This window comes from Wolbachia endosymbiont (group A) of Apoderus coryli (genome assembly GCF_947251615.1).
In the GTDB taxonomy this organism is placed as follows: domain Bacteria; phylum Pseudomonadota; class Alphaproteobacteria; order Rickettsiales; family Anaplasmataceae; genus Wolbachia.
In genome coordinates, this window is the sequence record NZ_OX366367.1 from 793,152 (window position 1) to 809,750 (window position 16,599).

14 protein-coding genes are annotated in these 16,599 nt (G+C 36.7%); 5 read left to right on the forward strand and 9 right to left on the reverse strand.

Annotated features, from left to right (window positions below):
- The first annotated feature begins 19 nt into the window (after positions 1–19).
- The 4 genes from rpmB to OPR43_RS04080 are packed head-to-tail and all read left to right on the forward strand — an operon-like array spanning position 20 to position 3,070.
- The gene (gene rpmB, locus OPR43_RS04065; protein ID WP_265025513.1) at positions 20–334 is read left to right on the forward strand and encodes a 50S ribosomal protein L28; all 315 of its coding nucleotides are present in this window, start codon (positions 20–22) and stop codon (positions 332–334) included.
- The gene (gene lipA, locus OPR43_RS04070) at positions 327–1,190 is read left to right on the forward strand and encodes a lipoyl synthase (protein WP_265025512.1); all 864 of its coding nucleotides are present in this window, start codon (positions 327–329) and stop codon (positions 1,188–1,190) included. The genes rpmB and lipA overlap by 8 nt, the downstream gene beginning before the upstream one ends.
- 60 nt (positions 1,191–1,250) lie before the next feature.
- Positions 1,251–1,967: a bifunctional demethylmenaquinone methyltransferase/2-methoxy-6-polyprenyl-1,4-benzoquinol methylase UbiE gene (ubiE, locus tag OPR43_RS04075; protein ID WP_265025511.1), complete on the forward strand. Its 717-nt coding sequence runs from the start codon at positions 1,251–1,253 to the stop codon at positions 1,965–1,967.
- Complete coding sequence (locus tag OPR43_RS04080) at positions 1,964–3,070, forward strand: FtsW/RodA/SpoVE family cell cycle protein (RefSeq protein WP_265034302.1); 1,107 nt, start codon at positions 1,964–1,966, stop codon at positions 3,068–3,070. The genes ubiE and OPR43_RS04080 overlap by 4 nt, the downstream gene beginning before the upstream one ends.
- A 497-nt stretch (positions 3,071–3,567) precedes the next feature.
- Here OPR43_RS04080 and OPR43_RS04085 read toward each other — a convergent pair whose 3' ends face one another.
- From OPR43_RS04085 to OPR43_RS04125, 9 genes are all read right to left on the reverse strand, one after another.
- On the reverse strand, positions 3,568–5,361 hold the full coding sequence (locus OPR43_RS04085; RefSeq protein ID WP_265034303.1) for a reverse transcriptase/maturase family protein: 1,794 nt from the start codon (positions 5,359–5,361) through the stop codon (positions 3,568–3,570).
- 557 nt (positions 5,362–5,918) lie between these two features.
- Positions 5,919–7,175: a group II intron reverse transcriptase/maturase gene (gene ltrA / locus OPR43_RS04090; RefSeq protein WP_265034304.1), complete on the reverse strand. Its 1,257-nt coding sequence runs from the start codon at positions 7,173–7,175 to the stop codon at positions 5,919–5,921.
- A gap of 422 nt (positions 7,176–7,597) precedes the next feature.
- The gene (locus OPR43_RS04095; RefSeq protein ID WP_265034305.1) at positions 7,598–7,777 is read right to left on the reverse strand and encodes a hypothetical protein; all 180 of its coding nucleotides are present in this window, start codon (positions 7,775–7,777) and stop codon (positions 7,598–7,600) included.
- Positions 7,761–9,320 (reverse strand): ankyrin repeat domain-containing protein, encoded by a 1,560-nt coding sequence (locus tag OPR43_RS04100; protein ID WP_265034306.1) that lies wholly within the window; start codon positions 9,318–9,320, stop codon positions 7,761–7,763. The genes OPR43_RS04095 and OPR43_RS04100 overlap by 17 nt, the downstream gene beginning before the upstream one ends.
- Before the next feature lie 54 nt (positions 9,321–9,374).
- On the reverse strand, positions 9,375–11,081 hold the full coding sequence (gene argS, locus OPR43_RS04105; RefSeq protein WP_265034307.1) for an arginine--tRNA ligase: 1,707 nt from the start codon (positions 11,079–11,081) through the stop codon (positions 9,375–9,377).
- A 133-nt stretch (positions 11,082–11,214) separates the two neighbouring features.
- Positions 11,215–12,795: a hypothetical protein gene (locus tag OPR43_RS04110; protein ID WP_265034308.1), complete on the reverse strand. Its 1,581-nt coding sequence runs from the start codon at positions 12,793–12,795 to the stop codon at positions 11,215–11,217.
- Positions 12,796–12,877: 82 nt separating this feature from the next.
- Positions 12,878–13,396 carry a hypothetical protein gene (locus OPR43_RS04115; RefSeq protein WP_265034309.1) on the reverse strand — a complete coding sequence of 173 codons (519 nt, stop codon included), beginning with the start codon at positions 13,394–13,396 and terminating at the stop codon, positions 12,878–12,880.
- Between the two features lie 682 nt (positions 13,397–14,078).
- Positions 14,079–15,785, reverse strand: coding sequence for an ABC transporter ATP-binding protein (locus OPR43_RS04120; protein WP_265034310.1), 1,707 nt, complete (start codon positions 15,783–15,785; stop codon positions 14,079–14,081).
- The gene (locus OPR43_RS04125) at positions 15,775–15,990 is read right to left on the reverse strand and encodes a hypothetical protein (RefSeq protein ID WP_265034311.1); all 216 of its coding nucleotides are present in this window, start codon (positions 15,988–15,990) and stop codon (positions 15,775–15,777) included. The genes OPR43_RS04120 and OPR43_RS04125 overlap by 11 nt, the downstream gene beginning before the upstream one ends.
- A 69-nt stretch (positions 15,991–16,059) precedes the next feature.
- Between OPR43_RS04125 and OPR43_RS04130 the strand changes: the two genes are divergently transcribed.
- The gene (locus OPR43_RS04130) at positions 16,060–16,248 is read left to right on the forward strand and encodes a hypothetical protein (RefSeq protein WP_265034312.1); all 189 of its coding nucleotides are present in this window, start codon (positions 16,060–16,062) and stop codon (positions 16,246–16,248) included.
- Positions 16,249–16,599 lie beyond the last annotated feature (351 nt).

A 16,599-nucleotide genomic window follows, 5' to 3' on the forward strand; every position in this document is an offset into this window, starting at 1 on the left:
AATAATTTGGTATATTGAAGTGAGTAGAGTTTGTGAATTAACAAATAGAAAAAAATCTTTTGGTAATAAGGTATCACATTCGAATCGTAAAACAAAGCGTACCTTTCTTTTAAATTTACATAAGGTTACGTTAACAAGTGATCTATTGAATAAAAAGTTTAGATTTCGTGTGGCAACAAGAACTTTGAGAACTATAGATTACAAAGGTGATTTAGATGCTTTTTTGCTCAACACAAGAACGATTAAACTAAGTGAGAAAGCGCAGAAGATAAAAAGAAGGTTGAAAAAAGTTTTAGTAAAGCAAGAGGTAGAGTTAGCCGTTTCAGATGCATAGCAAACCTCAATGGCTCAGAGCAAAAGCTCCGACTGGTGAAGTATTCAATGAAACTTTAAACATCGTTAAACTGCATAACTTACATACGGTATGTGAAGAAGCTGCATGTCCAAATATTGGTGAATGTTGGAATAAACGTCATGCTACTGTGATGATTCTTGGTTCTGTTTGCACTCGTGCTTGTGCATTTTGCAACGTTGCAACTGGCATTCCTGATAAACTAGACCCTCATGAACCAGAAAATTTAGCAAAAGCGATAAAAAAGTTAAACTTAAAACATGTTGTCATTACCTCTGTTGATCGTGATGATTTGCCAGATGGTGGCGCAAATCAGTTTATAAAGTGCATAGAAGAAATTAGAAAGATAACTTCAGAAACAACAATAGAGATTTTAACTCCTGATTTTTTAAATAAGAAAGGAGCATTTGAAGCAATTGCTGTTGCATCACCTGATGTCTATAACCACAATATTGAAACAGTGCCGAGATTGTATGCAAAAATAAGACCACGAGCTCGCTATTTTCATTCACTATATTTACTGAAGATGGTAAAGCAGATTAATCCTAAAGTTTTCACAAAGTCAGGGCTTATGGTTGGTCTTGGAGAAAAAAAAGAGGAAATACTTCAGGTTATGGACGATTTGCGCAGTGCTGAAGTTGATTTTATTACAATTGGTCAATATCTACAACCAACTCCAAAACATGCAAAACTTGATAGGTATGTTACCCCAGAAGAGTTTGAGCATTATAAATACATTGCTTACTCCAAAGGTTTCTTAGTGGTTGCATCAAGCCCACTAACTCGGTCATCATACCACGCTGAAGAAGATTTTAACAGGCTCAAGGCCTGTCGTTAATATTTATGTTAATTCAAATTAATTTTTACTAATTATAAAGGAGTTGAGCGACTTTACGTAATGTCTACTATAAAAATCGAGAAGAAATCACAATTAGTTAAAGAGGTATTCGATTCCGTGGCAAGTCGCTACGACACCATGAATGATATAATGAGCCTTGGAATGCACAGATTATGGAAAGATAAAATGGTAAATAGTGTGCATTTTACAAAAAACTCTAAGGTTTTAGATGTTGCTGGAGGAACTGGAGATATAGCAATAAGAATAGTAAGAAAAGAGCCAAGTGCTAAGGTTACAGTATGCGATATAAATCAGAATATGCTAAGCAGAGGACGTGATAAAGCTATAAATTCAAACCAAATTAATTTTGATTGGGTATGTGCGAACGCAGAAAGTTTACCATTTGAAGACTCCGAATTTGATTATTGCACAATAGCTTTTGGCATTCGAAATGTTTCTGACCGCAAGAAGGCTTTAAATGAGGCGCACAGGGTATTAAAACCACATGGAAAATTTATCTGCTTAGAATTTGCCCCTATGCACTATCAAAATGAGATATTTACCAAACTTTATGACTTATATTCATTTAAAGTAATTCCTAAAATTGGCAGCATAGTTGCTCAAGACGAGAGTTCTTATGAATATTTAGTGAAGAGCATCAGAGAATTTCCAACTCAGGCTGATTTTAAAATGGAAATTGAAGAGGTAGGCTTTAAGAATGTTGAGTTTCATAATATGAGCTATGGAATAGTGGCATTACACATTGGAACAAAATGAATATTAAACTCTGGTATAGAACCCTAGATTATTATCTTATCCTTCCAGTGTTTTTTTTGCTCACTATAAGTTTCATTCTTGTTTATTCAGCGAGCCCTGTAATTGCGCAGCGTCTTTCTCTACCACAGGATTATTTTATACGGCGCCATACAATTTATATAGTTCTATCACTGATTACCTTAGTAACATTTTCTTTTCTCAACACAAGAACTATACTTAACCTCTCATTCGCAGGTTTCATTTTATTTACTATTCTAGTGGCAGCTGCGATAATACTTGGTATAGAGGTAAAAGGTGCGAAACGATGGTTACATATTGTCAAAATTTCAGTTCAACCATCTGAGTTCGTAAGGCCATTTTTTTCTGTTGTCATAGCTAGTATCTTAGCCAGCGGAATGAAGTTTAAAATGCACATATCAATCATAATATTTCTGTTAGTTTTTGTGTTGTTACTTTTGCAACCTGATTTCAGTATGTCCATGCTTTTAACATATTCTTTTATTGGTCAAATGTTTATTGCATGTATACCACTTTTATACTTTCTATGCATAATAGGAATGGCTACAACTGGAACTACAATAGCTTACTTATGTCTCCCACATATAAAGCAAAGGATTTACAATTTTGTCTTTTTTACGCAACGCGATAACTTTCAAGTCACAAAATCATTAGAAGCATTCAAAAGAGGTCAATTAACTGGAGTTGGACCTGGTGAAGGTAGCGTAAAAACCTCTCTTCCTGATTGTCATACAGATTTTGTGTTTTCTGTTTTAGCAGAAGAATTTGGTTTGATTACATGCTTAGCCACATTGATGTTATTTGGCATCATTTCCGCCCGCTTGCTTTACGTTGCATATATGGAAAATGAATTATTCAATCTATTGGTGATTCTTGGTATCTCAATTCAATTCATCACACAATTCATAATAAACACAGGGGTAACATTAAGTGTTTTTCCCACCACCGGCATAACCCTGCCACTACTTAGCTATGGTGGTTCTTCTCTTTTATCTTCGAGCATCGCACTTGGCATAATGCTGTCTTTCAGTAGAAATCAAGCTATCGCATTAAAGTTTCGTGAGCGTGTTATGCTTGTGGACTAGCCGCTCACAACTATTATTGGTATCCCTCCAAAATGAGTATCTGTTCAGATGAGTGGCAAGAGATATTATGAAATCTGAAAGAGTTATGCATAGCTGTACGAACATTCATTTTTGAAGACAGCAAATGGTGTCATTCCAGTCTGGAATCCAGAAATTTTGCTTATAACTGAGCTGATGAGCTAAAGGTAGTTGTCTTACGCTAAAACAAACGTTTTTAATTAAGTTGCATAGAACCAGTGTCTGGGCACTGCCCACTGGTGGCCCAAACTACAACGTTCGTACAGTTGTGCGTGGCGCTGACACGTAGCGGGATGACGGTTGTCAGGCTAGTTGTTATCCAAGTGGAGAGTAGACCAGGAAAACTTCCTTCCTGGCCCCTCGCAGAACCCTACGTGAGGTAGAGTGGGCAGCCAGCGAGTTACTTGTTAAGTACTTTTCCAACAACCCCTCTCCGAACCACGCATGATCGTTTCCGTATCACGTGGCTCTCCAATAATCTAACGTTTTAAGGAGTCACCATCATATTTTCCATATTGGATTTTCTTATGGCATTCATGACAAACAACAAGAGTTTTCCTCTGTCGTTCAATCATTCTCTTTTTCCATTCCGGTAGTTCAGTATTACGTTTACCTAGCAAATCAGCAAGTTTACGTACGTGATGTACTTCAATCTGCTCTTGTGATTTACATAATTCACAAGTTTGTGCCAATAGTCTTTGCTCTATTTCACTACGCTTATTCCATATTGGTATAAGGTTATCACTTATGCTTACCCATTTATTCCATTTTAGCGACACAGCACCAAAGTGTGTAATTAATGGTATCTTTGATGGTAAACGATCTACTCTGATTTGGATGACTTTTCGTTTTTCACCTTCATCGTTTTCAATCGTCGCACCAAATTTTCTATAAATTTTCCTGCAAGTTGTTTTGTATTTAGATGCTAAAGTCTTTACTAATGATACTTCCATCACATATTTCAGATAACTTAGTGTGTGAAGGTTGTAGGCCATTTTATAGTATTGTACAATTCCTCGATATTCAGTTTGATACTGAGCAACAATACTGTAAGCTGTATCAATTGTACGTTGAGGTAAATGTATCGGTTTACCACAACGCATATATTCAGAACACTTTTTCTGCTTTATATGATGTGGTACACGTAACCCAATACTACCGTTAATACATCGTTGTGTCCGATGATCATGTTTGTCATCTGCATGCAAAACATGTATTTCATAACCCAAAAAATTGGCTTTGCTATCACACGCATGTGTAATAAACGTTTTATCTTCATTAAGCATAAGTTTGAGCTCCTCATTGAGAAACCCAGCAATCTCATTCTTAATTTGTTCAGCTTCATTCTTTGGTCCTGCAAACCCTACCAGAAAATCATCAGCATACCTAACATACCAAAGACGTCGATAATTTAGATCGCAAGAATCCTTAGATGGCATACCCTGCACTAATTGACGCAGTTGTTTTGCTTGATCCCAGTTCCCTTGTTTTCTCATCATCGATACTTGCATGGTTAACCTTAAATATTTTGGATTTGTCCTTCTTCGCTTACCTCGGTTATTTGCTGGTATTAGTATATGCTCCACATGTTTATCTAACCGATCGAGTAATATGTTACTCAGAATTGGACCAATAATAGAACCTTGTGGTACCCCACTATGACTCTTATTGTACTTCCAATTTTCCATATATCCTGCTTTTAGCAGTCGATTGATTAGCTGAATAAAACGGTTATCTTGGAAGCTTTCACTCAGTATTTTCAACAACATAGTATGATCAATTGAGTCATAACATGCACTGAGATCTCCCTCTATAAACCATTTTGTACCTCTGCCTTTTTGCATTACTGCTCTTAATGCAGTGTGGCATCCACGCTTTGGTCGAAATCCATGTGAACATTCACTAAATTTAGGCTCATAGTAGGCTTCCAATATTAATCGGATTACTTCTTGAAGTAACTTATTTGACCATGTTGGCAACCCTAACGGCCTGCGTTTACCACTCTTCTTTAAAATATAGATACGTTTTACTGGTGTCCACCGATATCGCTCATAGCGTAAATCCTCTATGATTTTATCGATTTTCTCCAAAGACATACCATCAACTGTTTCAGTTGTCACACCTTCTGTCATAGCACCTTTATTACGACAAAGTTTGCCATACGCTCGAAGGTAAAGATCACTCTGATAAAGTAGGCGATATACGTTTTTAACCGGCAAATTTCTTTGTCCACGTTCACGTATAATGTTAAGTATTGTTTCAGCTTTCCGCATCTTGCGTACCTCCCAATTTCAACATTCAATTATCTGTCACCCTTTGCCCTGTATGTGGCTTTCCCACACTCCCCGGTGATTCGTTACTTTCACGACTACTACGATGACTCCGTAACCATAGAACTCGCGTTCCTTAGGTCATCCCATGTTCCGTCACTAAGAACTGTTCTAGATCAACTTAGGTTTTCCATTCATCCTCTTAAATAAGTTCACTACTTATCGTTCTACAGCCAGAATGTCACACAAACGAAAGTTTAATCTGTGCTTACCGTAGACATGGGGTTTTAAATGCGATACCCATGGATGTGAAGTCCCACCCCTGAAGATTAGAATTCAAGCAGTTTAGCTTTAACCATATTGATCAGGTGTTGCAAGCCGTTATCTTACACATCTTCAGATAACTCTCGCTTTACATACATGCTCTTGTCCTCCTTCCCTTTCGGGTTAAAGTTAGTTGTTCACCTCGAGGCCATTTATTCTGAACCCCGCTTAGCTCCGCTAAGTATTTCTTAATGCGTACCACGGCGCACACTCGCATCTCATAAAGCTCCCACTAATCATTGCCCTAGTCCTATACTTAATTTCCAGTGTACAAAAAGATTTGGTCTACTCTTTGCGATTCTTTCTAGTAACTTAGCTGCTTTGGTTTTATGCCCACTCAGCTTCTTATACTTTGTCTGAAACCACTTCCTGAGTTTCCTATTAAACATTCTTATTATGTCCTCTAGCGCAGTTATGTGATACTTCCCGTAATAGTTAAACCAACCCCTTAGAATTGGATTACATATTCGTGATATATCTTCTATTTCCAAGTTTGTTCTTCTAGCAAATTTCCAGCCTCTAATTTCTTTTCTCATCTTTTTCAAACTTTCTTTACTTACAGTCGGAGTAAAACTTACAAATAAACTACCATCTTTTCTATTTCGTACAAGTCTTTTTCGAAATTCGTACCCAAGGAATGTGAATGATACATTCTCATGATTCTCCTTCCGCTTTCCATCTTGACAATAGATAATTTTGGTCTTTGTATGTTTTATTTCCAATTTACAAATCTTCAGTCTCTGTTCAAGTTGACTCAAAATTAGTTGTGCTTGGTTCTTGCTTACACAATGTATAACACCATCATCAGCATATCTTGCCCACTTTATACTTGGATATTCTCTCCTCATCCATACATCAAAACTATAGTGCATAAATAGGTTGCTTAAGATAGGACTCACTACACCTCCCTGCGGTACTCCGCTGAGACGCTTTATCTTTGTTCCATCTTCAAGCTGTATATCTGCATCTAGCCATCTTTGTATGTATAAGAGAACCCATTTGTTTGCAGTGTGTTTTCTGACTGCTTTCATCAGTAGATTGTGGTCTATGTTATCAAACATTCCCTTGATATCAAACTCTATTAACCAATTTTGGTCGAAGCATCGCTTCCTGGTTTGTCCTATGGCATCTAATGCCGATTTATTTGGCCTATAACCATATGAATCTTCATCAAATACCTTCTCAAGCTCTGGTTCTAAAACACTTCTTACAACTTCCTGTGCTATACGATCGGAGACAGTTGGTATTCCAAGTGTCCTTGTCCCTCCATCTGTCTTAGTTATATCACAAGCCTTCACTGCGGGTGGAAAATAACTACCAGATGATAGCCTATTCCATAGCTTGTAAAGGTTCTTGCTTAAGTCTTGATCAAACTTTTCAATTGTTAGATCATCAATACCTGCTCCTCCTCTGTTTTCTTTAACTCTTTTATAAGCCAAAAACACTAGAGATTTTGGTATGTCAAAAGGCTTTGTTCGTTCAATCACTTTCATCCTCCTACAAGTTGAATGATTTACTAAAGTCGACTAGCTTAACCCCTTCGCTCCATGGTCATTACAACCACTTCTTCACTACTACGAGTTAATCCGCCCCAGTGATTTGTATCGCTACTCTAAAACTTGAGGATTAGCCTCTTGCTTATCTCGCTTTGCATCAAATCGACTGGTTCCTGCAGTTCCTTATCAAAGCCCAGATCAGACTCACGCCACCTTTATGCCGAACACCGCCTACACAGTAGTCAGGTTCCCTGTACGCTTTTAAGAGGAGAACGACTCACTCCCCCTTTCGATGTTCACTTCCCTTTTCGACACGTTCATCAGTGGTTCACTCACGTTCGTCTTTCTGATCCACACCTTCCAGCTTATATGCTGATTTTTCCTTAACGCTTATGACCCTATCTCTTAAATAGAGCCACTTAAGGTGGCTGCTCCTGAAAACCGATTTCGAAGGACCTTCCTTCATCTTCAATAAAGCTTCTCACAAACATTACTTTGTTTGTTACTGCAGCACACAGCCGATACTGGGATCCAGAAAAAAGGATGATGTCATGAAAGTAGCTGACACTGGAATCCAGCAGATCAAGCTTTCCGCTCATCCCCAGTTATGCCTTGTTCTTCTTCCACTTCATCTATTTTAGTACTAGGTTTTAACATCATATATGTGATACCACTAACTGCTAGTGCTGCTGCTGCAATTGCAGCCACTGCTATTACTATAGGTATTAACTCAACTGCAACTGTTCCGGTTGCAAAAAGTGCTACTGCTGCTGCAGCACCTAATAATGCAGTTAAACAGCCGGCAATAATACCGTTTTTAGTTGCTCGTTTAATTGCTAGCTGTCTCAATTGGGTTTCTTCTGCTTCCTTGAGAAGCTCCTTCATATCATCATTTTTAGCTAAGTCTCTTGGAGTCTTACCATTTTGATCCTTCAGTAAAAGGTCTATTCCTTTTTCTACTAGAGCTCGTACTATATCTATATGGCCATTTTTAGCAGCCAAACGTAAAGGAGTCCACAAATATGGTTTATGTACTGCATTAATATTGATTCCTTCTGCTTTTAATAGAGCATCTACCACCTCTATGTGACCATTGAAAACAGCCTCATATAAAGGAGTGTCGCCGTCCCTATTCATTACATTAACATTGATTCCTTTTGCTTTTAATAGAGTATCTACCACCTTTATGTAACCCTTGGAAGCAGCCTTATATAGAGGAGTGTCGCCGTCCCCATCCATTATATTAACCTTTATGTCTTCTCTCTTTAATAAAGAATTCACTATTCCCACATGATTATTCTCAACAGCCAAATATAAAGGAGCATAACCACCTTTCCCTATTGCATTAACATTTGCTCCGTTTTCTATTAGAATGTTTACTACCTTTTCACGTTTGTGATTAACAGCTTGATGTAAAGGAGTATTTCCAAACTTGTTTACTTCATCGATACTTGCTCCATTTCTTATGAGAATATTCAATATATCTGTGTTGCTTCCGCAAGCAGCCTCATGTAAAGGAGTATTTCTATATTCATTTACTACATTAACATCTGCTCCATTTTTTAGCAAAATACATATGGCTTGTTCATTGGGTGGAAAGATAGCCTGATGTAAAGGAGTGTCGCCATCCTTATTTTTTGCATTGATAATATCTGGCCTTTCCTTACATAGAACTTCTACTACCTTATAGCTGTAAAACTTAATAGCTAAATGTAAAGGAGGTAAAAAGAATGTTGCAACATTGACATCAATTTCTTTTGCTTTTAACAGAGCACCTGCTACTTTTTCGCTGTCATAAAGAGCGGCTATATGCAAAGGGGTATATTTAGGATTTTTTGCAGCTGCATTAACATCAATTCCTTCTACTTTTGATAGGACATCTGCCACATTTCCTAGGTTATTGCGAGCAGTTAAATGCAATAACGTAAGTTTATCACATGAAAACCATGAAGACAATGTATCATCAGTTTCAAATAGGTGATTTACATTAAAACCAGCCTCTTCCCACTTTTTATACTCATCTTCTCCATTTTCTGCTTTTAATTTCTCTTTTATTTTTTCAATTACGTTATCCTTACTTAAGCCTTCCTCCTTATCAACTGCGCTTAACATTCTTTTCCACTGCTCATAGTTCATTGTCATAATTTTACCCCTACTTCAATAATATTTTAATTATCATGTATTATGGCAAAAAAGTCAACTCATCTCTTCCAAAGGTTCTATATTAAAGATGGAAAGTCCAGAAGCGATGACGTGCGCTAAGGCTTGGACGAGAAACATTCTTGCAGCGGTGAGGTTTAAGTTATCTTCCAGTATGAAACGCATGTTTAAATCACTCTTGCCATACCCCCATAAAACGTGAAACGCTTCTGCAACTTCAAGTAAGTAGAAAGTAATTCTGTGTGGCTCATAAAGCCTTGCTGCAGTTTCTACTACATCTGGCCACTTTGCTAAGGTTTTTATGAGGAATATCTCCCCATCGGTCTTTAAAAGTGAAGGATCTGCTGTTGGGAGCTCTTTTGGAGCATTACGCATTAACGAATGAGCACGAGCATGCGCATATTGCACGTAAAAAATAGGATTGTCTTTTGACTGTTCTTTAACTTTAGCAAAATCAAAGTCCAAGACCATATCATTCTTGCGTGTTAGCATTATAAAACGAGTTATGTCCCTGCCAACTTCTTCCACTACATCTCTTGCTGTGAGGAAGTTTCCTGATCTTTTGGACATTTTAACAGGTTTGCCATTCTCAAAAAAATTCACAATATTATGCAGTTTTACCTCTATTTTCGCTTGATCATCACTTAGCGCAGAGACGACTGCTTTGAGCCTTTTGATATAACCACTATGATCACTACCAACCTCTAAGATCATATTGTTAAAACCACGTGATATCTTATCAAAATGGTAAGCGATATCCGAGGCAAAATAAGTCCAACTGCCGTCCTCTTTCTTCAATGCGCGGTCAACATCATCACCAAATTTTGTAGAGCGAAATAACATTTCTTTTCTGGAAGTCCAATTTTCGCTTTCTTTGCCTTTTGGTTTCTCCAAGTACCCTTCATACACTAGACCCTTGTCAGACAATATCTTTATACTCTCTTCAATTTTGCCACTTTTTTGTAGCTCATACTCTGAAGTAAAAACATCATGACTTACTCCAAGTAAGTTCATGTCTTCCTTTATGAGTTCTAAGATAGAACTTAAAGTATAGTCTCTAATTATCTGATTATCTTGCTTTTTTAGAAGCTCTTTGCCATATTCTTTAGCCAGCTCCTCCCCTATCGGTTTTAAATATTCACCTGGGTATAAACCTTTTTCAATGCTAATTTCTTCTCCCAGAGCTTCCTTATACCGCAAATATACTGACTTTATTAGTGTATCTATCTGCGCTCCAGCATCGTTAATATAGTATTCCTTAGTAACTTTATAACCAACTTTTTTCAATAAATTTGCCAGAACGTCACCAAATACTGCCCCTCTTGCATGACCAATATGCAGTGGACCAGTTGGATTTGCAGATACAAACTCAACATTGATGGCCTGATTGTTCCCTATATCTAGGGTACCAAACTCTGTTTTTAGCTCATTTATTTGTTTTAAAATTCCATGCCACACTTCTATTTTTAAGTGCATGTTGATGAAACCAGGGCCTGCTATTTCCACTTCTGCAATTTCATCAAAAGGTTTAAATTCTCTTGCTAAGATCTCTGCAATTTCAATGGGATTCTTCTTTTCATGCTTTGCAAGCACCATAGCAACGTTTGTGTAAATATCTCCATGTGCTCTATTGCTTGGAGGCTCTACGATAAAGTTTGTTGCATTCGTGCTTATAACACCCCTTTGCTTCAACTCATTTAATTTGCTGGAAATTAGAGAGGAAACCTGTTTAAAAATGTTCATCAACTAGAAAAACTATGAAAACCTCCAACAATATAGCGAATAAGTGGGGCTAGTTGAAGGTTTATCTTATCTCTATTCTTTGTTTGGTGTAAGGCGACCTTTTCTGGGTCTTTCGACCCAGAAAAGTTATGGTTTATATTAAGTCGTTATTGCTAGTATAATAAGAAGCGTTATCGTTCTCATTTTCATATATACTTGTTGCACTTGTTGCCATATCGGACTTGAGCATCTGGTCATTAAACGCAGGAATTTTTAATATAATCGTTTTATCTCCAGCATCCCAAATGGATTCGTTCAGTGTTTTAATGCACTTCTTGCAGGCTTCACCATTACCACAATCCTCTATCGATTTAGGTCTACCATCATCTTTAAGGTAACGCTGACATACAGCATAATGCTGATCAGTTTCTTCACCATCTTTATTTATTATCTTTCCTGTTTTGTAATTAACAAGCAACAGCGGCATACCCTGCTTCGTAATTATATTTTGTTCTTCCGATCCCATTTGAATAGGTTTACTAACAAGGTTAGGACATTCTTCATTAAAGAAGTTTTTGCTATATTCTTTAGTGTCGTAACTGCTCTTTGCAGAATAACAAAGACTTTTAGTCTCTGTGTCACTCTTGCAAACGGAGTCATTGGGAAGTTCTGTACACTTTTTACACCACATGTTGCTAGGGCTACCCCACGCATAGTTAATATCATCTGAAAAAGCAAGCTTAAAATTATGTGCTGAATATGGAGCATTTGCACCTGATTTTATGTGTTCCATAATTTTAGGGTTATCAAACATCTCAGGATACAGTTTCTTTAGTATATCTGATGTATTAAAAGCATAATGACCTACCTGATTCTCAGGAGAGTATTTATAATAGCCAGAGTAAGCTCCGCATTTGTTAATTATAGCGTGTTCTGGAGTGATTACTTTAGGCATAATAATAATACCATCTTCAGGAGGACATTCTTTATCAATATTACCTTTGACTTCCTCAATTACAGTATCTTTAATAAATTCTTTCAACTTGTCCTTTATTTTATCCTCTATCTCCTTCTGTATAGCATCCTTATCACATTTACAATCTATCTCATCCTTTATTTCGTCTTTTATTTTATTTTTCATTTCCTCCTTAGTCTTATCATCAATTTCACATTTAAGGTCTTTCTTCAGTTCATTCTTAATATTTTCCTTCATTTCACCCTTAGTCTTATCATCAATTTCACATTTAAGGTCTTTCTTCAGTTCATTCTTAATATTTTCCTTCATTTCACCCTTAGTCTTATCATCAATTTCACACTTAAGGTCTTTCTTCAGTTCATTCTTAACATTTTCCTTTATTTCACCCTTAGTCTTATCATCAATTTCACACTTAAGGTCTTTCTTCAGTTCATTCTTAACATTTTCCTTTATTTCACCCTTAGTCTTATCATCAATTTCACACTTAAGGTCTTTCTTCAGTTCATTCTTAACGTTTTCCTTTATTTCACCCTTAGTCTTATCATCAATTTCACACTTAAGGTCTTTCTTCAGTTCATTCTTAACATTTTCCTTTATTTTACCTTCTATCTCCTTCTGTATTGCATTCTTATCACATCCACCGGTCTTATCCTTGTTGATTACCAGCGGCATATTATTAGTATCACATATTCTAAGTGGTCGGTGATGTATATAGCTTTTACCCTGTTGACATGGATAAAAAAGGTTATTTTTTAACATAGTATACCTCCATTGGTAAGTCATGATTATTAAAAATTAATTATAAGTAGAGGTGCAGTGAATACCCACCTCTGTAGTGCTCCTAAATAACTTCAAAAGTATCTTCTGGTACTGACATCTCTTCAGAAAAAAATGCTGTTACTTTACGTGAATCTGATATGGAAGAATTTATTGCATCCACACAAGCTTTACATGAAGCATCGCTATCACATCCTCCTATGAGTTTATTGTTTGGGCCAATTTCAAGATCGTTTTTAGTTTCTTCTATAATTTTTTGACATTCTTTAAAATTTTTACCAGTAGATTCCTTAGTAGTGGCATCAAGAATCTCGCCAGTAACTGGGTTGATTAGTATTGCAAGCTTTGAAAAGTCAATTGGTTCTTTAGGTTCAGGTTTAGGTTCAGGCTGTGGACAAGGTGGTATACGTATGTTAATGGTGGTAGGGTTGCATGGTTCAAAGCAAGGATGGTGGTTCCATAGTTTGGGAGTGCAAGTTGTATGTGTAGGAATACACGGATGCACGTGTGCACAATTTCGTGGTTCAGAGGTGTAAGCCGTGTATGGAGAAGCGTATGATTGTGAAAAAAGACTGTAGTTCATAATAGTTTCCTTAGTAATTAAAAATTACTATAATTATAGTATACAATGGTTAAAAAAGTAATAATTTAAAGATTAAAATTAGCATACTCAAAGTCCTCTTTCCAGCCGTTATACAAGTAATAGATATTAGAGTTTAGAAATTTTACTATGAGCAGAATTAAGATTCCAAGAAGAAGCTGTCAGCAGTCAAATTAGTCGTGTTGCTGAAATAAATTTTGGTAGAACTGCTATAGCCACTGCGAATAACAATTGCTTATCTTCTCAAGCAAAATATGAAACACATGGGTTGAATAACACCCATGTGCTCTTGGAAGCACGTATAGCTAGACGTGCGTTTATGAATTGTTTAAAAACAATCTTCTAACAAAAAAAACCAAATTCATCACAAGGATTATGACATGTGTCATAATAGTTATGATATGAGTTAAAATGATTGTGGCACGAATTAGTAGCACAAGGTGTGTATGCAGGTGCACAAGCTTGTGCACAGTTCGATACTGGTGCTGGTAAAGCTGGCAAATTATAACCCGTAAATGGTAGTTTTGGTAAATTACTGCAATGAGAAAACATAATAATCCTTTAAAAAATACTATGATGTTATTATAAATCACAATAATTAAAGATTTAATAATTGTGATTATAAATCTAGCATATCAACTAACGGTATGATTTAAATTTTCTTTCAATTCCACTGTATCTTCGCTAATTTTGCATATAGCCCGTCTTTACTTATTAGAGAGTCATGAGTTCCTACTTCTTCTACTTTTCCATGATTAATTACTATAATCTTGTCAGTTTTAAGTGCGGTTGATAATCTGTGTGTAATTACGATTGTTGTTCTGTTTTGCATTAACTTGCTCAATGCTTTTTGCACGAGGTTTTCACTTTCATAATCAAGTGCGGAGGTTGCTTCATCCAGTATTAAAACCTGAGGGTTTTTGAGTATGGCTCTTGCTATTACAATACGTTGTTTTTGTCCTTCAGAAAGTTTTAACCCTCTTTTTCCTACAAATGTATCAAATTTATCAGGCAGCTTATCAATAAATTCCATCGCATAAGCACCGATAGCTGCTTGCCTTACTTCCTCATATTCAGCACCCGGTTTGCCATATAGTATATTTTCCATTATTGAGCAAGAAAATATCATGTGATCTTGTGGCACTAAGCCAAACAACGATCTGAGGTCATTTAGCGCAATTGACTTAATATTGTGCCCATCGATAGTAATGCTACCTTTGTTTGGATCATGAAAACGGAGCAGAAGCTTTAAAATGGTGCTTTTACCACTGCCAGATGGTCCAACAATTGATACTGCTTGACCTGCCTCTATAGAAAATGATACGTTATCTAATGCTGGCTTATCAGCATAAAAAAATGTTACGCCATTAAACGAAATTCCTTTTTGAACACTACAAATTTTTATAGGATCGTCGGGATCTGCTATAGAGCTTTTCATATTTTTAAATTCAAATAAACGCTCTACTATTCCAAGACCTCGTTGTAAATCACTGATATTATTGCTCAAATTATTTATAGCTCCTGCTGCGAGCGCTGAATAAAACACAAATGAGGAGAGTTCTCCAATAGTTATATTATTGCTTAAGACTTCTTTAATACCAAAAAAGAGCAAAACAACTAGTGAGCCTATCACACACGTGATAACTAGAGTTACTAGAATAGCACGCAAGAGTACTAATTTTACGTATGATTTTGATACTGAGTTTAAATACTCCTTAAAACGGGTTTTTTCATTTTCTTCGAGTACAAACGATTTGATAGTCACTATAGATCGAAAATTTTCCTCACTAAATGACGCAAGCTCACTTAATTTATCCTGGGCAAAGCGTGCATAGCTACGCACTTTTTTTCCAAGTGAGGTCATGATAATGAGTAGTATAGGTATTATTGCGGCTGCATACGCAGTTAGTTGTATATTTGTATATAATAACATGGCAACACTACCAATCAGAATCACAAAATTTCGTAATATGGTTAGTAAGCTGCTGTTTATTATTGATTGCAGCACAGAGGTATCAGTAATTAACGCTAAGATAACATCTTGTACGCCTGTGTTCTCAAAGAAACTTGGTTGCAAGTCAGTGATACTGCTATATAAGTCATATCTGATTCTTGCGATAACTTTCTCGCTGCCAATGCCAATGAAATATAACCGAGTAAATGCAGTGAGAGAAATGGCTAAAACTATAAGTATTGCAACTAATAGTTTGGTAGTAAAATCGTGCTCTGTACCAGAATCAATTATATTGCTTAAGCCTCTGCCAAAGAGGAGGATCGTTAAGGCTGAAAATAAAACTGCAATAAAAGCTATGATGAAATAAGATAGATTAGGCTTTATATAGTAAAATAACTGCCTAATATTAGATCGCATCGTATTTTGAAGTTCCTAAAGTTAAGTATATAGATTTTAGTTTCAGGGGAAAGGGGAAAGGTGTAGCACAATAGCTAACGTCATACCGCCACGAACCGTCATACCGCCGCGGTATCTCATCCGCTAACAAGCAGCGGGATGACGAGCTTATCGTCATGCCACCGCGAACCGTCATACCGCCGCGGTATCTCTTAGCCGCTAACAAGTAGCGGGATGACAGCAGTCCTACGTCATACCGTCACAGTATCTCTAGATCCCGCTAACACGTAGCGGGATGACGATTGTCAGGCTAGCTGTCATCCCAGTTTGGAATCCAGGAAAAAGAATGGTGTCATCCCAGTGCCCAGACACTGGGATCCAGGAAAGTTTGCTTGTAAACAAGCAAACTAGCATAGAAAGTGGTTACAACGTTTTCGATGAGATTATATGGAAAACTGGATTCCAGTGTCAAGCACTGGAATGACATCACAGGGGCACTGGAATGACACCTCTCTTGGGCTCTTTTAGCTATAAACATTAAGAAATTTACCAAACGAAAAAAAAGGCAAAAGAAGCCCTAGTAATTGTCTATTTTCAGTATTGGCGTTTTTTTAAGTCTTAAACACTGCAATTTAGCTGCTTTTAAATGCAACTCACCTTTGTTTAAATGTTTAAGAAATTTACTAAGCAGAAAAAAAGGCAAAAGAAACCCCGTGTTAGCTAGTTGTCACTCTCTAATCCTGCAAATTGGCGTACTATACTGTCTTAAACGACTTATAAGCGCGTTTCAGCTTATATAGGTAAAAACCTAGAAATATTTAATCTGCACAGATGA